The sequence below is a fragment of the Saccharothrix hoggarensis genome (assembly GCF_042678885.1).
GTDB classification, from domain to species: Bacteria; Actinomycetota; Actinomycetes; order Mycobacteriales; family Pseudonocardiaceae; genus Actinosynnema; species Actinosynnema hoggarensis.
Genome location: NZ_JBHTLK010000007.1, coordinates 20,640 through 35,379 on the forward strand (window position 1 = coordinate 20,640; position 14,740 = coordinate 35,379).

At 70.5% G+C, this 14,740-nt stretch carries 16 protein-coding genes; 12 read left to right on the forward strand and 4 right to left on the reverse strand.

The annotated features are described in order from the left end of the window. Positions 1 to 109: 109 nt before the first annotated feature. The 8 genes from ACFQ3T_RS03055 to ACFQ3T_RS03090 all read left to right on the forward strand — a co-directional run bounded on the left by ACFQ3T_RS03055 (position 110) and on the right by ACFQ3T_RS03090 (position 6,354). On the forward strand, positions 110 to 568 hold the full coding sequence (locus ACFQ3T_RS03055; protein ID WP_380719497.1) for a hypothetical protein: 459 nt from the start codon (positions 110 to 112) through the stop codon (positions 566 to 568). Positions 569 to 571: 3 nt separating this feature from the next. Beyond that, positions 572 to 907, forward strand: coding sequence for a hypothetical protein (locus tag ACFQ3T_RS03060; RefSeq protein ID WP_380719499.1), 336 nt, complete (start codon positions 572 to 574; stop codon positions 905 to 907). Continuing rightward, positions 888 to 1,163, forward strand: coding sequence for an AMED_5909 family protein (locus ACFQ3T_RS03065; protein WP_380719501.1), 276 nt, complete (start codon positions 888 to 890; stop codon positions 1,161 to 1,163). The genes ACFQ3T_RS03060 and ACFQ3T_RS03065 overlap by 20 nt, the downstream gene beginning before the upstream one ends. Positions 1,164 to 1,227: 64 nt before the next feature. Continuing rightward, complete coding sequence (locus ACFQ3T_RS03070; RefSeq protein WP_380719503.1) at positions 1,228 to 1,440, forward strand: transcriptional regulator; 213 nt, start codon at positions 1,228 to 1,230, stop codon at positions 1,438 to 1,440. A gap of 344 nt (positions 1,441 to 1,784) precedes the next feature. Next, on the forward strand, positions 1,785 to 3,257 hold the full coding sequence (locus ACFQ3T_RS03075; RefSeq protein WP_380719505.1) for an FtsK/SpoIIIE domain-containing protein: 1,473 nt from the start codon (positions 1,785 to 1,787) through the stop codon (positions 3,255 to 3,257). Continuing rightward, positions 3,254 to 4,864, forward strand: a complete 1,611-nt coding sequence (locus ACFQ3T_RS03080) for a replication initiator (protein ID WP_380719507.1) — start codon at positions 3,254 to 3,256, stop codon at positions 4,862 to 4,864. The genes ACFQ3T_RS03075 and ACFQ3T_RS03080 overlap by 4 nt, the downstream gene beginning before the upstream one ends. 20 nt (positions 4,865 to 4,884) lie before the next feature. Next, positions 4,885 to 5,097 carry a helix-turn-helix transcriptional regulator gene (locus ACFQ3T_RS03085; RefSeq protein WP_141980987.1) on the forward strand — a complete coding sequence of 71 codons (213 nt, stop codon included), beginning with the start codon at positions 4,885 to 4,887 and terminating at the stop codon, positions 5,095 to 5,097. 12 nt (positions 5,098 to 5,109) lie between these two features. Next, complete coding sequence (locus ACFQ3T_RS03090) at positions 5,110 to 6,354, forward strand: tyrosine-type recombinase/integrase (protein ID WP_380719510.1); 1,245 nt, start codon at positions 5,110 to 5,112, stop codon at positions 6,352 to 6,354. A 39-nt stretch (positions 6,355 to 6,393) separates the two neighbouring features. Here the strand turns inward: ACFQ3T_RS03090 and ACFQ3T_RS03095 are convergent, their stop codons facing one another. Next, on the reverse strand, positions 6,394 to 7,749 hold the full coding sequence (locus tag ACFQ3T_RS03095) for a cellulose binding domain-containing protein (RefSeq protein WP_380719511.1): 1,356 nt from the start codon (positions 7,747 to 7,749) through the stop codon (positions 6,394 to 6,396). Between the two features lie 206 nt (positions 7,750 to 7,955). On the opposite strand from ACFQ3T_RS03095, the gene ACFQ3T_RS03100 reads away from it, so the two are divergent. After that, positions 7,956 to 8,966 (forward strand): methionine synthase, encoded by a 1,011-nt coding sequence (locus ACFQ3T_RS03100; protein ID WP_380719513.1) that lies wholly within the window; start codon positions 7,956 to 7,958, stop codon positions 8,964 to 8,966. A gap of 142 nt (positions 8,967 to 9,108) precedes the next feature. Here ACFQ3T_RS03100 and ACFQ3T_RS03105 read toward each other — a convergent pair whose 3' ends face one another. Beyond that, complete coding sequence (locus ACFQ3T_RS03105) at positions 9,109 to 9,612, reverse strand: GNAT family N-acetyltransferase (RefSeq protein ID WP_380719515.1); 504 nt, start codon at positions 9,610 to 9,612, stop codon at positions 9,109 to 9,111. Between the two features lie 10 nt (positions 9,613 to 9,622). Then, positions 9,623 to 10,528: a LysR family transcriptional regulator gene (locus ACFQ3T_RS03110; protein ID WP_380719517.1), complete on the reverse strand. Its 906-nt coding sequence runs from the start codon at positions 10,526 to 10,528 to the stop codon at positions 9,623 to 9,625. Between the two features lie 71 nt (positions 10,529 to 10,599). Here ACFQ3T_RS03110 and ACFQ3T_RS03115 point away from each other — a divergent pair, with 71 nt between their 5' ends. Genes ACFQ3T_RS03115 through ACFQ3T_RS03125 form a run of 3 tightly spaced genes read left to right on the forward strand, consistent with a single transcriptional unit; the run spans position 10,600 to position 13,899 of the window. Further along, entirely contained in the window at positions 10,600 to 11,229 is a 630-nt protein-coding gene (locus ACFQ3T_RS03115; protein ID WP_380719519.1) for a succinate dehydrogenase cytochrome b subunit, read from the forward strand. A gap of 1 nt (position 11,230) precedes the next feature. Beyond that, positions 11,231 to 13,156 carry a fumarate reductase/succinate dehydrogenase flavoprotein subunit gene (locus ACFQ3T_RS03120; RefSeq protein ID WP_380719521.1) on the forward strand — a complete coding sequence of 642 codons (1,926 nt, stop codon included), beginning with the start codon at positions 11,231 to 11,233 and terminating at the stop codon, positions 13,154 to 13,156. After that, positions 13,153 to 13,899: a succinate dehydrogenase/fumarate reductase iron-sulfur subunit gene (locus ACFQ3T_RS03125; RefSeq protein ID WP_380719523.1), complete on the forward strand. Its 747-nt coding sequence runs from the start codon at positions 13,153 to 13,155 to the stop codon at positions 13,897 to 13,899. Before ACFQ3T_RS03120 ends, ACFQ3T_RS03125 begins: the two co-directional genes overlap by 4 nt. Here ACFQ3T_RS03125 and ACFQ3T_RS03130 read toward each other — a convergent pair. Further along, entirely contained in the window at positions 13,875 to 14,729 is an 855-nt protein-coding gene (locus ACFQ3T_RS03130) for a YeiH family protein (protein WP_380719525.1), read from the reverse strand. The genes ACFQ3T_RS03125 and ACFQ3T_RS03130 overlap by 25 nt on opposite strands. Positions 14,730 to 14,740 lie beyond the last annotated feature (11 nt).

Here is a 14,740-nt window from a genome sequence, read left to right on the forward strand (position 1 = left end):
CCGGTACGCGGCAGGTGAGACTGCTGCGGACCTGGGACGGGACCATTGGCCACCGAATCTGAATGGGCAAGCCGCGAGAGAGCGGCACCTGTCAGAGGAGTTGACACCGATGGCGATCAGCAAGGGGTACCGGTTCCCCGTCTCGTTCGATGACGCGTTCCCTCAGGGCCTGGTGATGGTCGGGGAGGTCATGCCGGACACGGAGTACCAGACCCGTGACGAGAGGGCGGCCGGTCGGCCGGTGCGTCAGCGGGTGGACGAGGCGACCGGCAAGCGGCAGTGGAAAGTGACGGTCACCGACCCGCACGAGCCCAACGCCAAGCGCAAGAGCTTCGAGATCACCTTGCTCGCCGACGTTCAGCCGGTGCCGACCACCGGGGAGGTGCTGCCGGGGATGCGGCCGATCGAGCTGGACGGTCTGACCGCTGAGCCGCGCATCGCGGGCAACGGCGAGTTCAAGTACCAGTCCTTCCTGTTCCGGGCGACCGGATTCCGGGCGGTGGGTCGGTCGGCTGGCTCGGCTCCGGCCGCCGGTAAGCCGAACAGCGGCGACGCCAAGGCCGCGTGAGCCGTGTCCGATCTTCAGCAACTGACCGTGCAGTGGCAGACGGCGTACCGGGCCTACACGCAAGCGCATGAGGCGAATCGGTACGTCGCGGCGGATGACCCGGCGGCTGCGGCCCGGATTGCGCCGACCTATCGGAGGGTGGCGTGGTTGTGGCGGCAGCTCGCAGCCCTGGACAGCACGCCGTGGTGGGCCAAGGCGGCGGCACTCCACGCGGCGGAGACGTTCGACCACCAGGCCGACGTCAACGAACGCCTCGCGGACGGTGATCGGGCGGCCAGTGCGGAGCACGTGCAGGTGCCTGTCGAGGGGGTGAGTAATCGTGGCGCAGACCAAAGCTGACCCGTGGGCGAAGGCGAAGGCCGTGACGCTGCTCAAGGACGCGCACGAGGCGTTGACGCACCTGATGCCCGCTCCGGGGGCGTCACGGGAGATGTGGCGGGACTTCTACCTGCGCTCGGCGGAGGTGTACGCGCACGTCGCGGAGGTCGACCGGGGTCACCACCACGAGGCGCTGTACTGGGCGAAGCGCGAGCGGGAGAAGGGCGAGGCGCTGAGGTCCGTGAACGGTGGCGAGGTGGCCGATGACCAGCGCTGATGGCTCCGCGCCGGAGTCGAAGGTACGTCTTCGGAGCCGAATCGGGACCAGTCAGTACGGGGTCGTGCTTCGGGCCGAGAAGTTCGAGCGGGTGATGCAGCTCGCCGGGTTCCGGTCGGACTACGCACTGGCCAGGGCGATGGGCGTCAACCGTTCGACGGTGGCGCGGGTCAGGTCCGGTGAGATGCGGCCCGGCCGGGCCTTCATCAGCGGGGCGCTGAAGGCGCTCGACCCGATGGAGTTCGAAGACCTGTTCGAGGTGCACGAGAACTGGTGACCGCGTCGCGCTGAGGCGTGCCGCGCACAACTCAAGATCACGTCGTACCGGTTGGCGCGGTCGCGGGAAACAGGCCCGAGTCTTGGCGGGCTGAGCCTGTTTCCCGACGACGCACCGACCGGCCTTCTCGCGCTCTTTTCGTTGACACACAAGGGGATTCCGGTCGTGTCGAGGGTATCGGTACGTGGGGTGCGCGCGTCAAGTCGGCGCGGTGCCCCGTCTGTGTGGAAGCTTCCTAACGGTCGCCCCTGTGGGGCGTGCAGGCGGTTCGGCGTCTACGCCCCGAACCAACTCGTCTGTTGCTCCTGCCTGGGTTGGCTGCCCCTGATCTACGGGGGTGCGCGATGAGCGGCGGGAAGTGGGTGGACCCGGCTCCGTTCGAGGGTGCCCGGCCTCGGGTTCCGTGGTGGGCGTTGGTGCCGGGCAAGGCGAAGTGGTTGGCCGCGTTGGTCGCCCTGGTGTGGCTCGTCCTGGTCGGCGTCGTACGCCTGGTGCTCGTCGTGGTCCGGTACCCGGTCGTGACGCTGGTGCCGGTGTCGGCGGCCTGGTGCTGGTGTCGGTTCGGGCTTTCGCCGTTGGTGCTGGCGTTGTTGTCGCTGGTCGCGGCGCTCGTGGTCTGGGCTGGGTACGACTGGGCGTCATTCCTGCGGCACTGCTGGTACCGGCTGGTCACCGAGTGGCGACGGGCGGCGGTCTACGTCCCGAAGTGGCGCTCGGTGATGCGGCTGTCGGACCTGGCCAAGCAGGACCGTGGCCGTGAGTACCGGCCCAGGCTGCGGCGGGTGCGGTCGGAGGGGTGGAGGGACCGCGTTCGGGTGCGGATGATCCCGGCCCAGTCGCCGGAGGCGTGGGAGTTGCGGCGGGAGAACCTGGCGCACTCGTTCGGTGCTCGGTCGTGCCGGGTTCGGGTACTGAAGCCGCGGTTGCTGGAGCTGGACTTCGTGCACGCTGACCCGCTGCTGCGACCGGTGCCGGTGCCCGCGTTGGCGGACTCGGCGGAGGTAGACCTCAAGCGGGTGGTCGTCGGTCGGACGGAGACCGGCAAGCCGTGGCGGCTGCGCCTGCTCGGGTCTCAGGTGCTCGTCGTCGGGGTGCCCGGTGCCGGCAAGGGCTCGGTGCTGTGGTCGCTGGTGTGGCAGCTCGCGCCGGCGGTCCGGGCGGGCCTGGTGCGGCTGGTCGGGATCGACCCAAAGGGCGGGATGGAACTCGGGCAGTGTCCGAACGCCTTCGACCGGGTCGCGTACGACAACGGACCGGAAGCCGTTGCCATGCTTGAGGAAATCGCCGCTGAGGTCAGAGAGCGCGCGGCGCGGTACCGGGGCATTCGACGGCTGTGGGCACGGTCGACGGGGGAGCCGTTCACGGTCCTCGTGGTCGATGAGCTGGCGGACCTGATCGCCTACCAACCGGACAAGCAGCTCCGGGAGCGGGCCGCTCGGGCGATCCAGACCATCACCTCACAGGGGCGAGCACCGGGATACGCCGTCGTCGGCCTGGTCCAAGACCCTCGCAAGGAGGTGGTCAGGTTCCGGCACCTGTTCAGCACCCGTGTGGCACTCCGCCTGGACGAGCCACAGCAGGTGGACATGGTCCTGGGCGACGGTGTCCGGCAACGGGGCGCGGCGGCGCACGAGATCAGCGAGAACACGCCCGGTGTCGCCTGGGTCAAGGAGGACGGCCAGCGGGAGCCGGAGCGGGCTCGGGCCTTCCACGTCACCGATGCCGACCTGGTCGAGCTGGGCGTCTTCCTGGCCGATGCAGAGGTGCATAACTTCCCGACCAGGCCGGATGACAACCAGGGGAGGACAGCGGCATGAGCGGCGAGACTCGCGCTGAGCGGATGCGCCAGCCCATCGCGCTGGACGTGGCGAAGGCTGCGGCCGAGAAGTACGGCGTCTGCATCCGGCCGTTCACGATGGAGGTCGAGGACCGGGCCAGCTTCGAAGTCCGCTACGTCGCCGTGCCCTGCGGGTCGACGGTCGAAAGCGTTTGCGGACCGTGTGCGAAGAAGGCCAAGGCGTTGCGGATGGCTCAGTGCCGTGAGGGCTGGCACATGGCCGAGGAACCCGACTTCACCCCGACCGCGCCGACTGAGGACCAGAAGGCGCTGCTGACGTTCCGGGCGGACCTGGTCAAGGCGTACCGGGAGGCGGTCGAGGCCGGGGAGGCGGGTGACGCTGACGAGCTGCGGGAGGAGATCCACGGCGTCGACGCGGAACTTCGGCAGCTCGGCGTTCGGGGCCGCTTCCCCTCCCCTGACGCACCTGCCAGGCGGCCGGTGAAGCGGTCGACCAAGCGGCGTCAGGACGCGCCGAACCTGCCTCGGCGGCGCGTGGAGAAGCGAACGGTGGGCCGGGAGTACGCGGGAGGGTTCCGGCCCTCGATGTTCGTCACGCTCACCCTCGACACCTACGGGCGCGTGCGTGATGACGGGACTCCGGTCGACCCGGACACCTACGACTACCGGCGGGCGGCTCGGGACGCGGTGTACTTCGCGTCGCTGGTGGATCGGTGGTGGCAGAACCTGCGCCGGGTCGTCGGCTGGGACGTGCAGTACTTCGCCACGGTCGAGCCGCAGAAGCGAGCGGCGCCGCACCTTCATGCGGCAGTCCGCGGTTCGATCCCGCACGAGACCATCCGGCTCGTCACCGCCGCCACCTACCACCAGGTGTGGTGGCCCAACCACGACGAACTGCTCTACGGCGGCGACCACCTGCCGGTCTGGGACGCACGGGCGGAGGCTTTCGTCGACCCGGACACCCGTGAGCCGTTGACGGCCTGGGCGGACGCGGTCGAGGCCGTGGAGGAGCCAGCGCACGTGGTGACCTTCGGGCCTCAGGTGCACTCCAAGGGCATCCTCGGCGGCTCGGAGGAGGCCGGACGCCACATCGGCTACCTGACCAAGTACCTCACCAAGTCCATCGGTGAGGTGGTCGAGCAGTCCACCGAACGGCAACGTCGGCACGCTGACCGCCTGGCGGACGAGCTGGCCGTGACGCCCTGCTCCGACCGCTGCCCGGTCTGGCTGCTCTACGGCGTCCAACCACGCGGAGCGGGCTCCCGAACCACACCGGGCCACTGCAAGGGACGTGCGCACCGCCGCGCCACCCTCGGCCTGCCTGGTCGGCGGGTGCTGGTGTCGCGCAAGTGGTCGGGTAAGACGCTGGCCGACCACCGTGCCGACCGGAAGCGGTTCGTCATCGAAGCGCTCAAGGCCGCGGGCATCGAGAAGCCGGAACCCGACACCTCCCAGCTCGTCTGGCACAAGGTCCGGCCCGGCGACCCCAACGTGCCACCACGCGCGCACCAGCTCATGCACGCCATCGCGGAACGCACGCGGTGGAAGGCGGAGTACGACCGCGCGATGTTGGCCGCTGCCGGTGCATCACCCGGTGTTTCGGCAACTGAGTCCATAGCCGCTTAACCAGGGGAAACGGGGGAGTCATGTCCGATCGACCGCGTCACATCGTCATCGAAGTGCTCTGGAAGCCGACCGACCTCGCTGACTTCCTGGGCCTTCCGGAGACCACGTTGCGCCAGTGGCGGCACAAGGGCTATGGCCCTCGGTTCGTCCGCCTCGGCAAGCACGTCCGCTACCGGCCGGAGGACGTCCGGGACTGGCTGGACGAGCAGGAAACCGACCCGGCTGCGGCCTAGGAGGAAGGCGACATGGCAGGCCACATCCAAGATCGCTGGATGCGCGTCAAGCGCGATGAGAACGGCATCCCGGTACTCGACGCCAAGGGCAGGCGGACCAAGGAGCGCGACCCGGAGCGGTGGGGCAAGGGTGACCGGTACAAGGTCCGCTACTACGACCCGGACGGCAACGAGAAGTCCGAGTCGTTCCCGGACAAGCAGCTCCGCAAGGCGCAGGCGTTCCTGACCGAGATGCAGCACAACGTCCTGTCGGGCACCTACATTGACCAGGACGCGGGGAAGGCCAACTTCAAGACGTATGCGGAGAACTGGCTCAAGGGTCAGTCGCAGGACGCTGCCACGCAGCAGACGCTGAGGAGTCGGCTCAAGAGCCAGATCTACCCGTTCTTCGAGAAGCGCACCATCGGGTCGGTCAACGCGGAGGTGGTGCGGAACTGGCTGGCCTGGCTACGGGACCGGAAGCTTGAGGCTTCTACGCAAGCGGTCTACTTCGACACCCTGTCGTCCATCCTGAGCGCGGCCGTCGAGGATCGGAAGATCCGGGTCAACCCGTGCAAGGCGCAGAGCGTCAAGAAGCCGAAGCCCGGCGCTCGGAAGCTCGTCCCGTGGACTGAGGCGCGGCTTCGGGCGGTGCAGCTCGCGCTGCTGGCGCGGTTCAAGCCCGCGGCTGTGCTCGGAGCGGGGTGCGGCTTGCGGCAGGGAGAGATCCTTGGCTTCTCCCTGGATGACGTGAACCGCGAAGAAATGCTGGTCAACGTCACGCGGCAGATCAGGGTGATTGGCAAGCAGCTCGTGTTCGCGCCCCCGAAGGGGGACAAGGCTCGCGTGGTGCCGCTGTCCAAGGGGGTGCTCCAGGCGCTCGACGCCTACGCGGAGAACTTCGAGCCGGTCACGGTCACCCTTTCGTGGCTGGAACCGTCCGGGCGACCGACCACGGTCAGGCTGCTGATGGTCGGCAACCAGGGCGTGCCGTACTCGGGGAGCGCCTTCAACGGGGTGGCGTGGATTCCCGCGTTCAAGCAGGCCGGGCTGACCTACACGACCAAGGGGGACGGGATGCACGCCCTCCGGCACTTCTACGCCTCTACGCTGCTCGCCCAAGGCGTTTCGATCAAGGAACTCGCCGAGTACCTGGGACACGCCGATCCGGGGTTCACGCTGAGGACGTACACCCACCTCCTGCCGTCGAGCCACGCGCGGGCTCGGTCGGCGGTCGATCGGGTGTTCCGGCCCCGGCGTGAACCCCGGACGGCCTGACGACGGCCTGACAAGATCAACCGTCAGTGTTTGCGCAGGTCAGTCGGTGAAGCCCTTGAAGATGTTCGTGAACTCGTACTGCGTCTGGCTGATGCTGCTGCACGTGGGGGAGATGGCGCCGCCCGGGCAGCCCCCGTTGTCACGCCCCACGGACCAGAAGCCGAGCAGGCCGATCCGGTTCGTGTTGGCCCACGCCACGAGCTTGCGGGCATGGGCCTGGGTGAAGACCTTGCCGTTGAAGTTCCGGCCGATCATCGGCGTGACGCCGAGGAGGCGCTTCAGCTCCGCGTCCGACTTCGCCGGCCAGATCTGCTTCATCTGGCGGAGGGTGCTCTCGGCCGCCGCGATGACGGCGTCGCCCCAGTCCGGCCGGGAGGAGCCGAACTCCATCGTCATCGGGTTCACGAGGACGTTCAGGCCCTTGGCCGCCGCGTTCTGGAGGATCTGCACCGAGTACGGGTCCATGCCGTAGTCGTCGCCCTGGATGCGCATCGTGTAGCTGATCGACGTGCCGCGCTCGGTCTGCAGCCGCTTCAGCGCCGTGTTGACCATGTCGTGCGGGATGGTCGCCTCGACGTCGACGTCCAGGTGGTTGCTGCCGACCGCGTCGAGCACCTTCTTGTACGCCGCCAGCAACGCGTCGGCGGTGGTGCAAGAGTACTCCAGGTACGGCCCGGCGGCGCCGCCGGTCGCCACGATCACGTCGCCGCCCAGCGCCTTCAGCGCGCGGACGTCGTTGATGATCCGGCTGTCGTTCAACGGGATCGTGCCGCCCCACGACGGGTTGCAGCCGGTGCTGTCGGCCAGCGCGAACGCCAGCGTGAACACCTTCTGGCCGGTGGTCCGCGCGACCGACTCCAGTGACGGCGTGGGCATCGTGATGTCCACGTACGGCGCGGACTTCAGGCTGCCCGGCAGCGGCGGCTGCGACGTGGTGGTCGAGCTTGAAGAAGTGGTCGTAGTGGTCGTAGTGGTGGTGGTCGTTGTCGTCGTCGAACCGGCGCACGGTTGGCCGTTGAGCTTGCAGTTCGCGGGCAGACCGGTGCCGTTGACCAGGAACCCGAACGAGGTGGACGCGCCGGCCGCCACGCTGCCGTTGTACTCGCGGTTCGTGAAGGTGTGGTGGTTGCCGCTGCTGGTCAGCGTGGCGTCCCAGTACGAGCCGGGGGTGGTGCCGGCCGGCAGGTCGAACTCCACCTTCCACCCGGACAGGGCGGCCGACCCGGCGGTGACGGTGAACTTGCCCTGGTACCCGGCGCTCCACGACGAGTCCTGGGTGAACACGGCGGTCGGGGTCGGTGCGGCGCCGGCAGGGGCGGCGAGCAGCAATCCGGACGTGACGACCGCGGCGACGCCCGCCGCCAACGCGGCGAGGCTCTTGCGCTTACGGGACATCGGCACCTACTCCCGTGCAGGGGGGAACGGGGTGGGAGTGGTGTGGGAACGTGGGGCGCGGCACGCCCCCACACCACGGCTGGGGTGGTGCCGTCGCAACTGTCGGCACCGACAAGGTGACCGTAGGTGGCCTAGACCACCTCGTCAATGGGTCTAGACCTTTTCGCGGTCGAACGGCCCTGCCGGCCGGGTGGGAGACTGTCCGCGTGGATGCCCTCCCTTGGTCCGCCGGCGCCGCAACCGGCATCGGCTCGCTACCCGGAACCGACCCGCTGGAGGCCGCCAGGATCGTCCTCGGCGAACTCCCCGACCTGCCCCACCTGCCCGAACTGCCCGCCCGGGGCGTCGGCGCGGACATGATCGGCCGCACGGCCGCGCTGCTCGTCGACCTGCCCGTCGAGGTGGTCCCGTCCGGCTACCGGACCGCCGCCCACCCCGGCAAGGACCACCGGCGGGCCGTGGACCACCTGCGCCGCGACCTCGACGCGTTCGAGGAAGCCGCCGAACCCGTGCCGCCGCCCGTGGTCAAGGTGCAGGTCGCCGGACCGTGGACGCTCACGGCGAGCGTCGAGCTCGCGCGCGGCCACCGGGTGCTGACGGACAAGGGCGCGCTGAGGGAGTTCACCGAATCGCTCGCCGAAGGGCTCGGCCGGCACGTCGCCGAGGTCGCCAGGCGCACCGGCGCGAAGGTCGTCGTGCAGCTGGACGAACCGGCGCTGCCCGCCGTGCTGCGGGGCTTGCTGCCGACGCCGTCCAAGCTCGGCACCGTCGCCGCCGTCCCCGAGCCGAACGCGCGCGCCGTGCTCCAGACCGTGATCGACGCGGTGGACGCCGACGTGATCGTGCACTGCTGCGCGCCGAAACCGCCGGTGGCGCTGATCCGCGGCGCCGGTGCGCGGGCGGTCTCGTTCGACCTCACGGTCCTCGACGAGTCGATGTGGGACGAGATCGGTGAGGCGTGGGAGGACAAGACCCAGCTGTTCCTGGGCCTGACGCCGAGCACCGACCCGGCCGCGCCGGTGACGCTGCGGTCGCTGGCCCAGCCGGCGTTCGACCTGGTGGACCGGCTCGGGTTCCCACGGACGATCCTCGGCACGCACGCGGTGCCGACGCCGACGTGCGGCATGGCCGGCGCGAGCGGGAAGTGGGTCCGGCGGGCGCTGTCGCTGACCCGCGACGTGGGCAAGGCGTTCCTGGAGCCGCCCGAGGAGTGGTGACGCGGGCGGCGGGGGGCGTCCGGTCGCGCGCTGTCGGGCGTCCGGTCGGGAAGGCGGTCGCGCGCTGTTCGGGCGTCCGGTCGGGTATACGGGCCACGCGTGCCGGCGGCCGCAGTCCTGTGTGGACAGTGTCGCCGGCCGGTCAGAGCCGGTCGAACGGCTCCGCGTACCGGAACGCCCCGCGCAACGCCGGCGTGTACGCGCTCAGCGCGCGGGCCTGGAAGTGCGGCTCCCAGTCGGCGACCGGCGGCGTGATGCCGAACGTCGACGCGAGCCGGAAACCGAAGCGCGAGTAGTACGCCGGGTCGCCCAGCAGGACCACCACCGGCTCGTCCAGCGCGTCCGCCGCGCCCAGCACCGCGTGCACCAACGCCTTGCCGACGCCCGAGCGCTGGCGGGCCGGCAGCACGCTCAACGGCCCGAGCCCCAGCGCCGGCGCGCCGCCCACGGAACCCCGCGTGCACACCACGTGCCCGACGACCTCGCCGTCCACCTCCGCGACCAGCGACAACGCCGGTATCCAGCCGGGGTCCGCCCGCAGCTCGCCCACCAGCCACGCCTCGCCGCCGGGCCGTTCGGCGAACGCGGCCTCGGTCACGGCGTGGACGGCCTCGACATCGGCCCCGGTCTCGCGTCGGATCAGCACGGGCCGCACCCTACGACGTCACCAGGTGCACGCCCGAAGGCATTTCCGCGCCCCGCAGGAACCCCAGCAGCACGTTCCGGAACGCCCGCCCGGCCGACGTGGGCGCGACGTCCGTGCGGTGCGCCAACGCCACCGTGCGCGTCGTGCTCGGCGACAGCGGCGTGCCGTGCAGGGACCGCGTCGCCAGCACCGTGCTCGGCACGATCGCCACCCCCAGCCCCACCTCCACGAACCGCAGCACGGCGTCCATCTCGCCGCCCTCCACCGCGAACCGCGGCTCGAACCCGGCCTGCCGGCACGCGGCGAGCGTCGTCTCCCGCAGGTCGTACCCCGGCCGGAACATCACCAGCGGCCGGTCGCGCAGCTCGGTCAGCCGCATCCGGGTCACGCCCAGCGGCTCCGACGACGCCACCACCAGCTCCTCCCGCAGCACCGGCACCACGGTCAGCGCCCGGTCCGCGTCGGCGGGCGACACGATCACCAGCGCCAGGTCCAGCTCACCGGCCTCCAACGCGCCCACCAGGTCACGCGACCCGCCCTCGGTCACCGACACCTGGATGCCGGGGTACGCGTCGTGGTACCGCTTGATCACGTCCGCGAACAGGCTGCCGCACAGGCTGGGCGTCGCGCCCACCCGCACCCGGCCGCGCCGCAGCCCGACCAGTTCGGCCACCTCCAGCCTCGCCGTGTCCACGTCGGACAGGATGCGGCTCGCCACCGGCAGCAGCGCCTCGCCGGCGGGCGTGAGCGTGACGTTGCCGCGGGCCCGGCTGAACAGCTCCGCGCCCAGCTCCTTCTCCAGCGCGTGGATCTGCTTGGACAGTGAGGGCTGCGCCACACGCACCTCCGCCGCCGCCTTGGTGAAGTGCCGCGCCCGCGCCACTGCCAGGAAGTATGCGAGCTGCTGAAGTGTCATAGCCTGAGACTATCGTCGTCCAGTTAACGATGTATTGGACGACTCGTGGACGTGTTCCTAGCGTCAGCCACGTGGACACGATCGGGCTCTACCGCACCACCATCGGCAAGAAAGCCGTCATGGCGGTCACCGGCGCCGTGCTGCTGCTGTATGTCGTGGCGCACATGCTCGGCAACCTCACGATCTTCTCCGGCGCCGACGCCATCGACGGCTACGGCCGCTGGCTGCGCGAGATCGGCGCCATCTGGCCGACCCGCGTCGCCCTCCTCGGCGCCGTGGCGCTGCACTTCGTCGCCGCCTACCAGCTGACCGCCCGCGCCAGGAAGGCACGCGGCCGCTACGAGCACCGCAGACGCGTCCAGGGCAGCTACGCGGCGCGCACCATGCGCTGGGGCGGTGTGATCATCGGCCTGTTCGTCGTCTACCACCTGCTCGACCTCACCGTCGGCTGGCTCAACCCCCACGGCGTCTCCGGCGAGATTCACGCGAACGTGGTCGCCGACTTCCAGCACTGGTACGTGGTGCTGGCGTACACGGTCGCCGTGCTGGCCCTCGGCTTCCACATCCGGCACGGCCTGTGGAGCGCCACCCAGACCCTCGGCGTCACCACCTCGCGCGTGATCGGCCTCGGCGCGGCCGTGCTGATCTGCGCCGGGTTCCTCTCCGTCCCCTTCGCCGTCTTCACCGGATTGGTGAGCTGACATGCCCGCACACGACCTCTACACCGAGGGCGCCCCGATCGCCGACGACCGCGCGCCGACCGGCCCGATCGAGTCGCGCTGGGACCGCCGCCGCTTCTCCGCCCGCCTCGTCAACCCCGCGAACCGGCGCAACCGCGGCGTCATCGTCGTCGGCACCGGCCTCGCCGGCGGGGCAGCCGCGGCGACGCTCGCCGAACTGGGCTACCAGGTCAAGTCGTTCTGCTACCAGGACAGCCCGCGGCGCGCGCACAGCATCGCCGCCCAGGGCGGCATCAACGCGGCCAAGAACTACCGCAACGACGGCGACAGCGTCCACCGCCTGTTCTACGACACGGTGAAGGGCGGCGACTTCCGCTCCCGCGAGTCCAACGTCCACCGGCTGGCGCAGATCAGCGTCGAGATCATCGACCAGTGCGTCGCGCAGGGCGTGCCGTTCGCCCGCGAGTACGGCGGCCTGCTCGACACGAGGTCCTTCGGCGGCGCGCAGGTCTCCCGCACGTTCTACGCCCGCGGGCAGACCGGGCAGCAACTCCTCCTGGGCGCCTACCAGGCGTTGGAACGGCAGATCGCCGCCGGACGCGTCGAGATGCACCCGCGCACCGAGATGCTGGACCTGATCGTGGTGGACGGCCGGGCGCGCGGGATCGTCGTGCGCGACCTCGTCAGCGGCGCGGTGTCCACGCACTTCGCGGACGCCGTCGTGCTCGCCACCGGCGGCTACGGCAACGTGTTCCACCTGTCCACGAACGCCAAGGGCTGCAACGCCACCGCGATCTGGCGGGCGCACCGCCGCGGCGCGCTGTTCGCCAACCCGTGCTTCACCCAGATCCACCCCACGTGCATCCCGATCAGCGGCGAACACCAGTCGAAGTTGACCCTGATGAGTGAATCGCTGCGCAACGACGGCCGTGTGTGGGTGCCGCGCGACCCGCACGACACCCGCGCCCCGAACGACATCCTCGAAGCCGACCGGGACTACTTCCTGGAACGCATGTACCCCAGCTTCGGCAACCTCGTCCCGCGCGACATCGCCTCCCGCGCCGCCAAGAACATCTCCGACGAGAAGCGCGGCGTCTACCTGGACTTCGCCGACGCCGTCAAGCGCCTCGGCGCGCTCGCCGTCGAGCAGCGCTACGGGAACCTCTTCGAGATGTACCAACGCATCACCGGCGACGACCCGTACACGACGCCGATGCGCATCTACCCCGCCGTCCACTACACGATGGGGGGTTTGTGGGTCGACTACGACCTGCGGTCCACGATCCCCGGCCTCTACGTCATCGGCGAGGCCAACTTCTCCGACCACGGCGCGAACCGGCTGGGCGCCTCCGCGCTGATGCAGGGCCTGGCGGACGGGTACTTCGTGCTGCCCGGCGTGATCGGCGACTACCTCGCCGACGCGCCGTTCGACACCGTCGACGACAGCCACCCGGCCGTGGCCGACACCCTGTCGGAGGTGCGCGGCCGGGTGAAGACCCTGCTGGCCGTGGACGGCGACCGCACCGTCGAGTCGTTCCACCGCGAGCTGGGGCGGCTCATGTGGGACGAGTGCGGCATGGAACGCGACGAGGCCGGGTTGCGCAAGGCGTTGGAGCGCATCCCGGAGCTGCGCGACGAGTTCTGGCAGCGCGTGAAGGTGCCCGGCACGGGGGAGCGGCTGAACCAGGAGCTGGAGAAGGCGGGCCGCGTGGCCGACTTCCTCGAACTGGCGGAGCTGATGTGCGTCGACGCCGTGCACCGCGCCGAGTCGTGCGGCGGCCACTTCCGATCAGAGAGCCAGACCCCCGACGGCGAGGCGCTGCGCGACGACGCGAACTACGCCTACGTCGCCGCGTGGGAGTACACGGGCGTCGGCCAACCACCCGTGCTGCACAAGGAAGAACTGACCTTCGAGCACGTCACGCCCAGCACCCGGAGCTACTCGTGAAACTCACCTTGCGGATCTGGCGGCAGAGCGGCGCGACCGGGCGGCTCGTGGACTACCCGCTGGACGACCTCTCGCCGGACATGTCGTTCCTCGAAGCGCTGGACGTCCTCAACGAGCGGCTGATCACGGCCGGGCAGGAGCCCGTGGCGTTCGACCACGACTGCCGCGAGGGCATCTGCGGCATGTGCGGCGTGATGATCAACGGGATGGCGCACGGCCCGGAGAAGGCCACCACCGCGTGCCAGCTCCACCTGCGGCACTTCCGCGACGGTGACGTGGTGACCGTCGAGCCGTGGCGCGCCGACCCGTTCCCCGTGGTGCGCGACCTGGTCGTGGACCGGTCCGCGCTCGACCGGATCGTCGCCGCCGGCGGGTACATCAGCGTGCCCGCGGGCTCCGCGCCCGACGCCCACGCCACCCCCGTCCCCAAGCCGGACGCCGACACCGCGTTCGAGGCGGCGGCGTGCATCGGCTGCGGCGCGTGCGTGGCCGCGTGCCCCAACGGTTCCGGCATGTTGTTCACCGCCGCGAAGGCCACGCACCTCGGCGTGCTGCCCCAGGGACAGCCGGAGCGGTACTCCCGGGCACGCGACATGGTCGCCGAGCACGACGCGCTGGGGTTCGGCGGCTGCACCAACGCCGGCGAGTGCACCCCCGCGTGCCCCAAGGGCATCCCGCTGACCACGATCGCCCGCCTGAACGCCGATCTGCTGCGCGCTCACACCACCAAGAGCGACAGGTAGCCCGTCCCGCACACCAGCACCGTGGACAGCAGCCCCAGGAGCAGCGCCCTGGGGCTGGTCCGCGTCAGCGCCCCCACCCGCACCGACGTGCCGAGCCCGAACAGCGCCGCGGCCAGCACGACCGACGTCACGACCTTCGCCGGACCGAGCACCACCCCCGGCACCAGCGGGCTGACCAGCGCCAACGCCAGGAAACCGAGCAGGAACCCCGGCACCAGCGGCCCCGTGCGGCCGCGCGCGCCGACACCCGCCACGATCGGCGCGAGCAACGCCACCCGCCCCAGCTTCACCGCCATCGCCGTCGCCACACCGCCCGCCGGCGCGGCCGCCGCCACCTGCGCGACCTCGTGCACGCTCACCCCGATCCACTCCGGCGACGCGCCCAGCAGCGGCAACGCGACCATCGCCACGGTGCCGTACAGCGTCACCAGGGCGACGCTCGTGGCCACGTGCTCGTCCTCACGGTCCACCACCCCCTCCACCGCCGCGATCGCCGACGCGCCGCAGATGGAGAAACCGCTCGCCACGAGCACGTACAGGCCACGCGGCAGGCCGAGGCAACGGCCCAGCCACAACGTCCCGAAGAACGTCACCCCGACCGTGACGACGACCGCCACCAGCACCCCTGGCCCGACCGCGAGCAACTGCGGCACGGACAGCTGCAGACCGAGCAGCACCACGCCGGCGCGCAGCAACGTCCGGGTGACGCCGCTCAGGTCCGGCAGGCGTCCACCCACCAGCACACCCAGGACCAACGCGGCGATCAGCACACCGTCCACCCTCCGCCCGACCCGCTCCTTCCGGTAGGCGGCCACCGGCTCTGGGGTCATACCCTGGGGCT

Excerpts from the sequence above, each read along its gene's own strand:
- ACFQ3T_RS03055 (WP_380719497.1), top strand. The coding sequence starts at position 110 with ATGGCGATCAGCAAGGGGTACCGGTTCCCCGTCTCGTTCGATGACGCG.
- ACFQ3T_RS03075 (WP_380719505.1), top strand. The coding sequence starts at position 1,785 with ATGAGCGGCGGGAAGTGGGTGGACCCGGCTCCGTTCGAGGGTGCCCGG.
- ACFQ3T_RS03080 (WP_380719507.1), top strand. The coding sequence starts at position 3,254 with ATGAGCGGCGAGACTCGCGCTGAGCGGATGCGCCAGCCCATCGCGCTG.
- ACFQ3T_RS03085 (WP_141980987.1), top strand. The coding sequence starts at position 4,885 with ATGTCCGATCGACCGCGTCACATCGTCATCGAAGTGCTCTGGAAGCCG.
- ACFQ3T_RS03090 (WP_380719510.1), top strand. The coding sequence starts at position 5,110 with ATGGCAGGCCACATCCAAGATCGCTGGATGCGCGTCAAGCGCGATGAG.
- ACFQ3T_RS03095 (WP_380719511.1), bottom strand. The coding sequence starts at position 7,749 with ATGTCCCGTAAGCGCAAGAGCCTCGCCGCGTTGGCGGCGGGCGTCGCC.
- ACFQ3T_RS03110 (WP_380719517.1), bottom strand. The coding sequence starts at position 10,528 with ATGACACTTCAGCAGCTCGCATACTTCCTGGCAGTGGCGCGGGCGCGG.
- ACFQ3T_RS03120 (WP_380719521.1), top strand. The coding sequence starts at position 11,231 with ATGCCCGCACACGACCTCTACACCGAGGGCGCCCCGATCGCCGACGAC.
- ACFQ3T_RS03130 (WP_380719525.1), bottom strand. The coding sequence starts at position 14,729 with ATGACCCCAGAGCCGGTGGCCGCCTACCGGAAGGAGCGGGTCGGGCGG.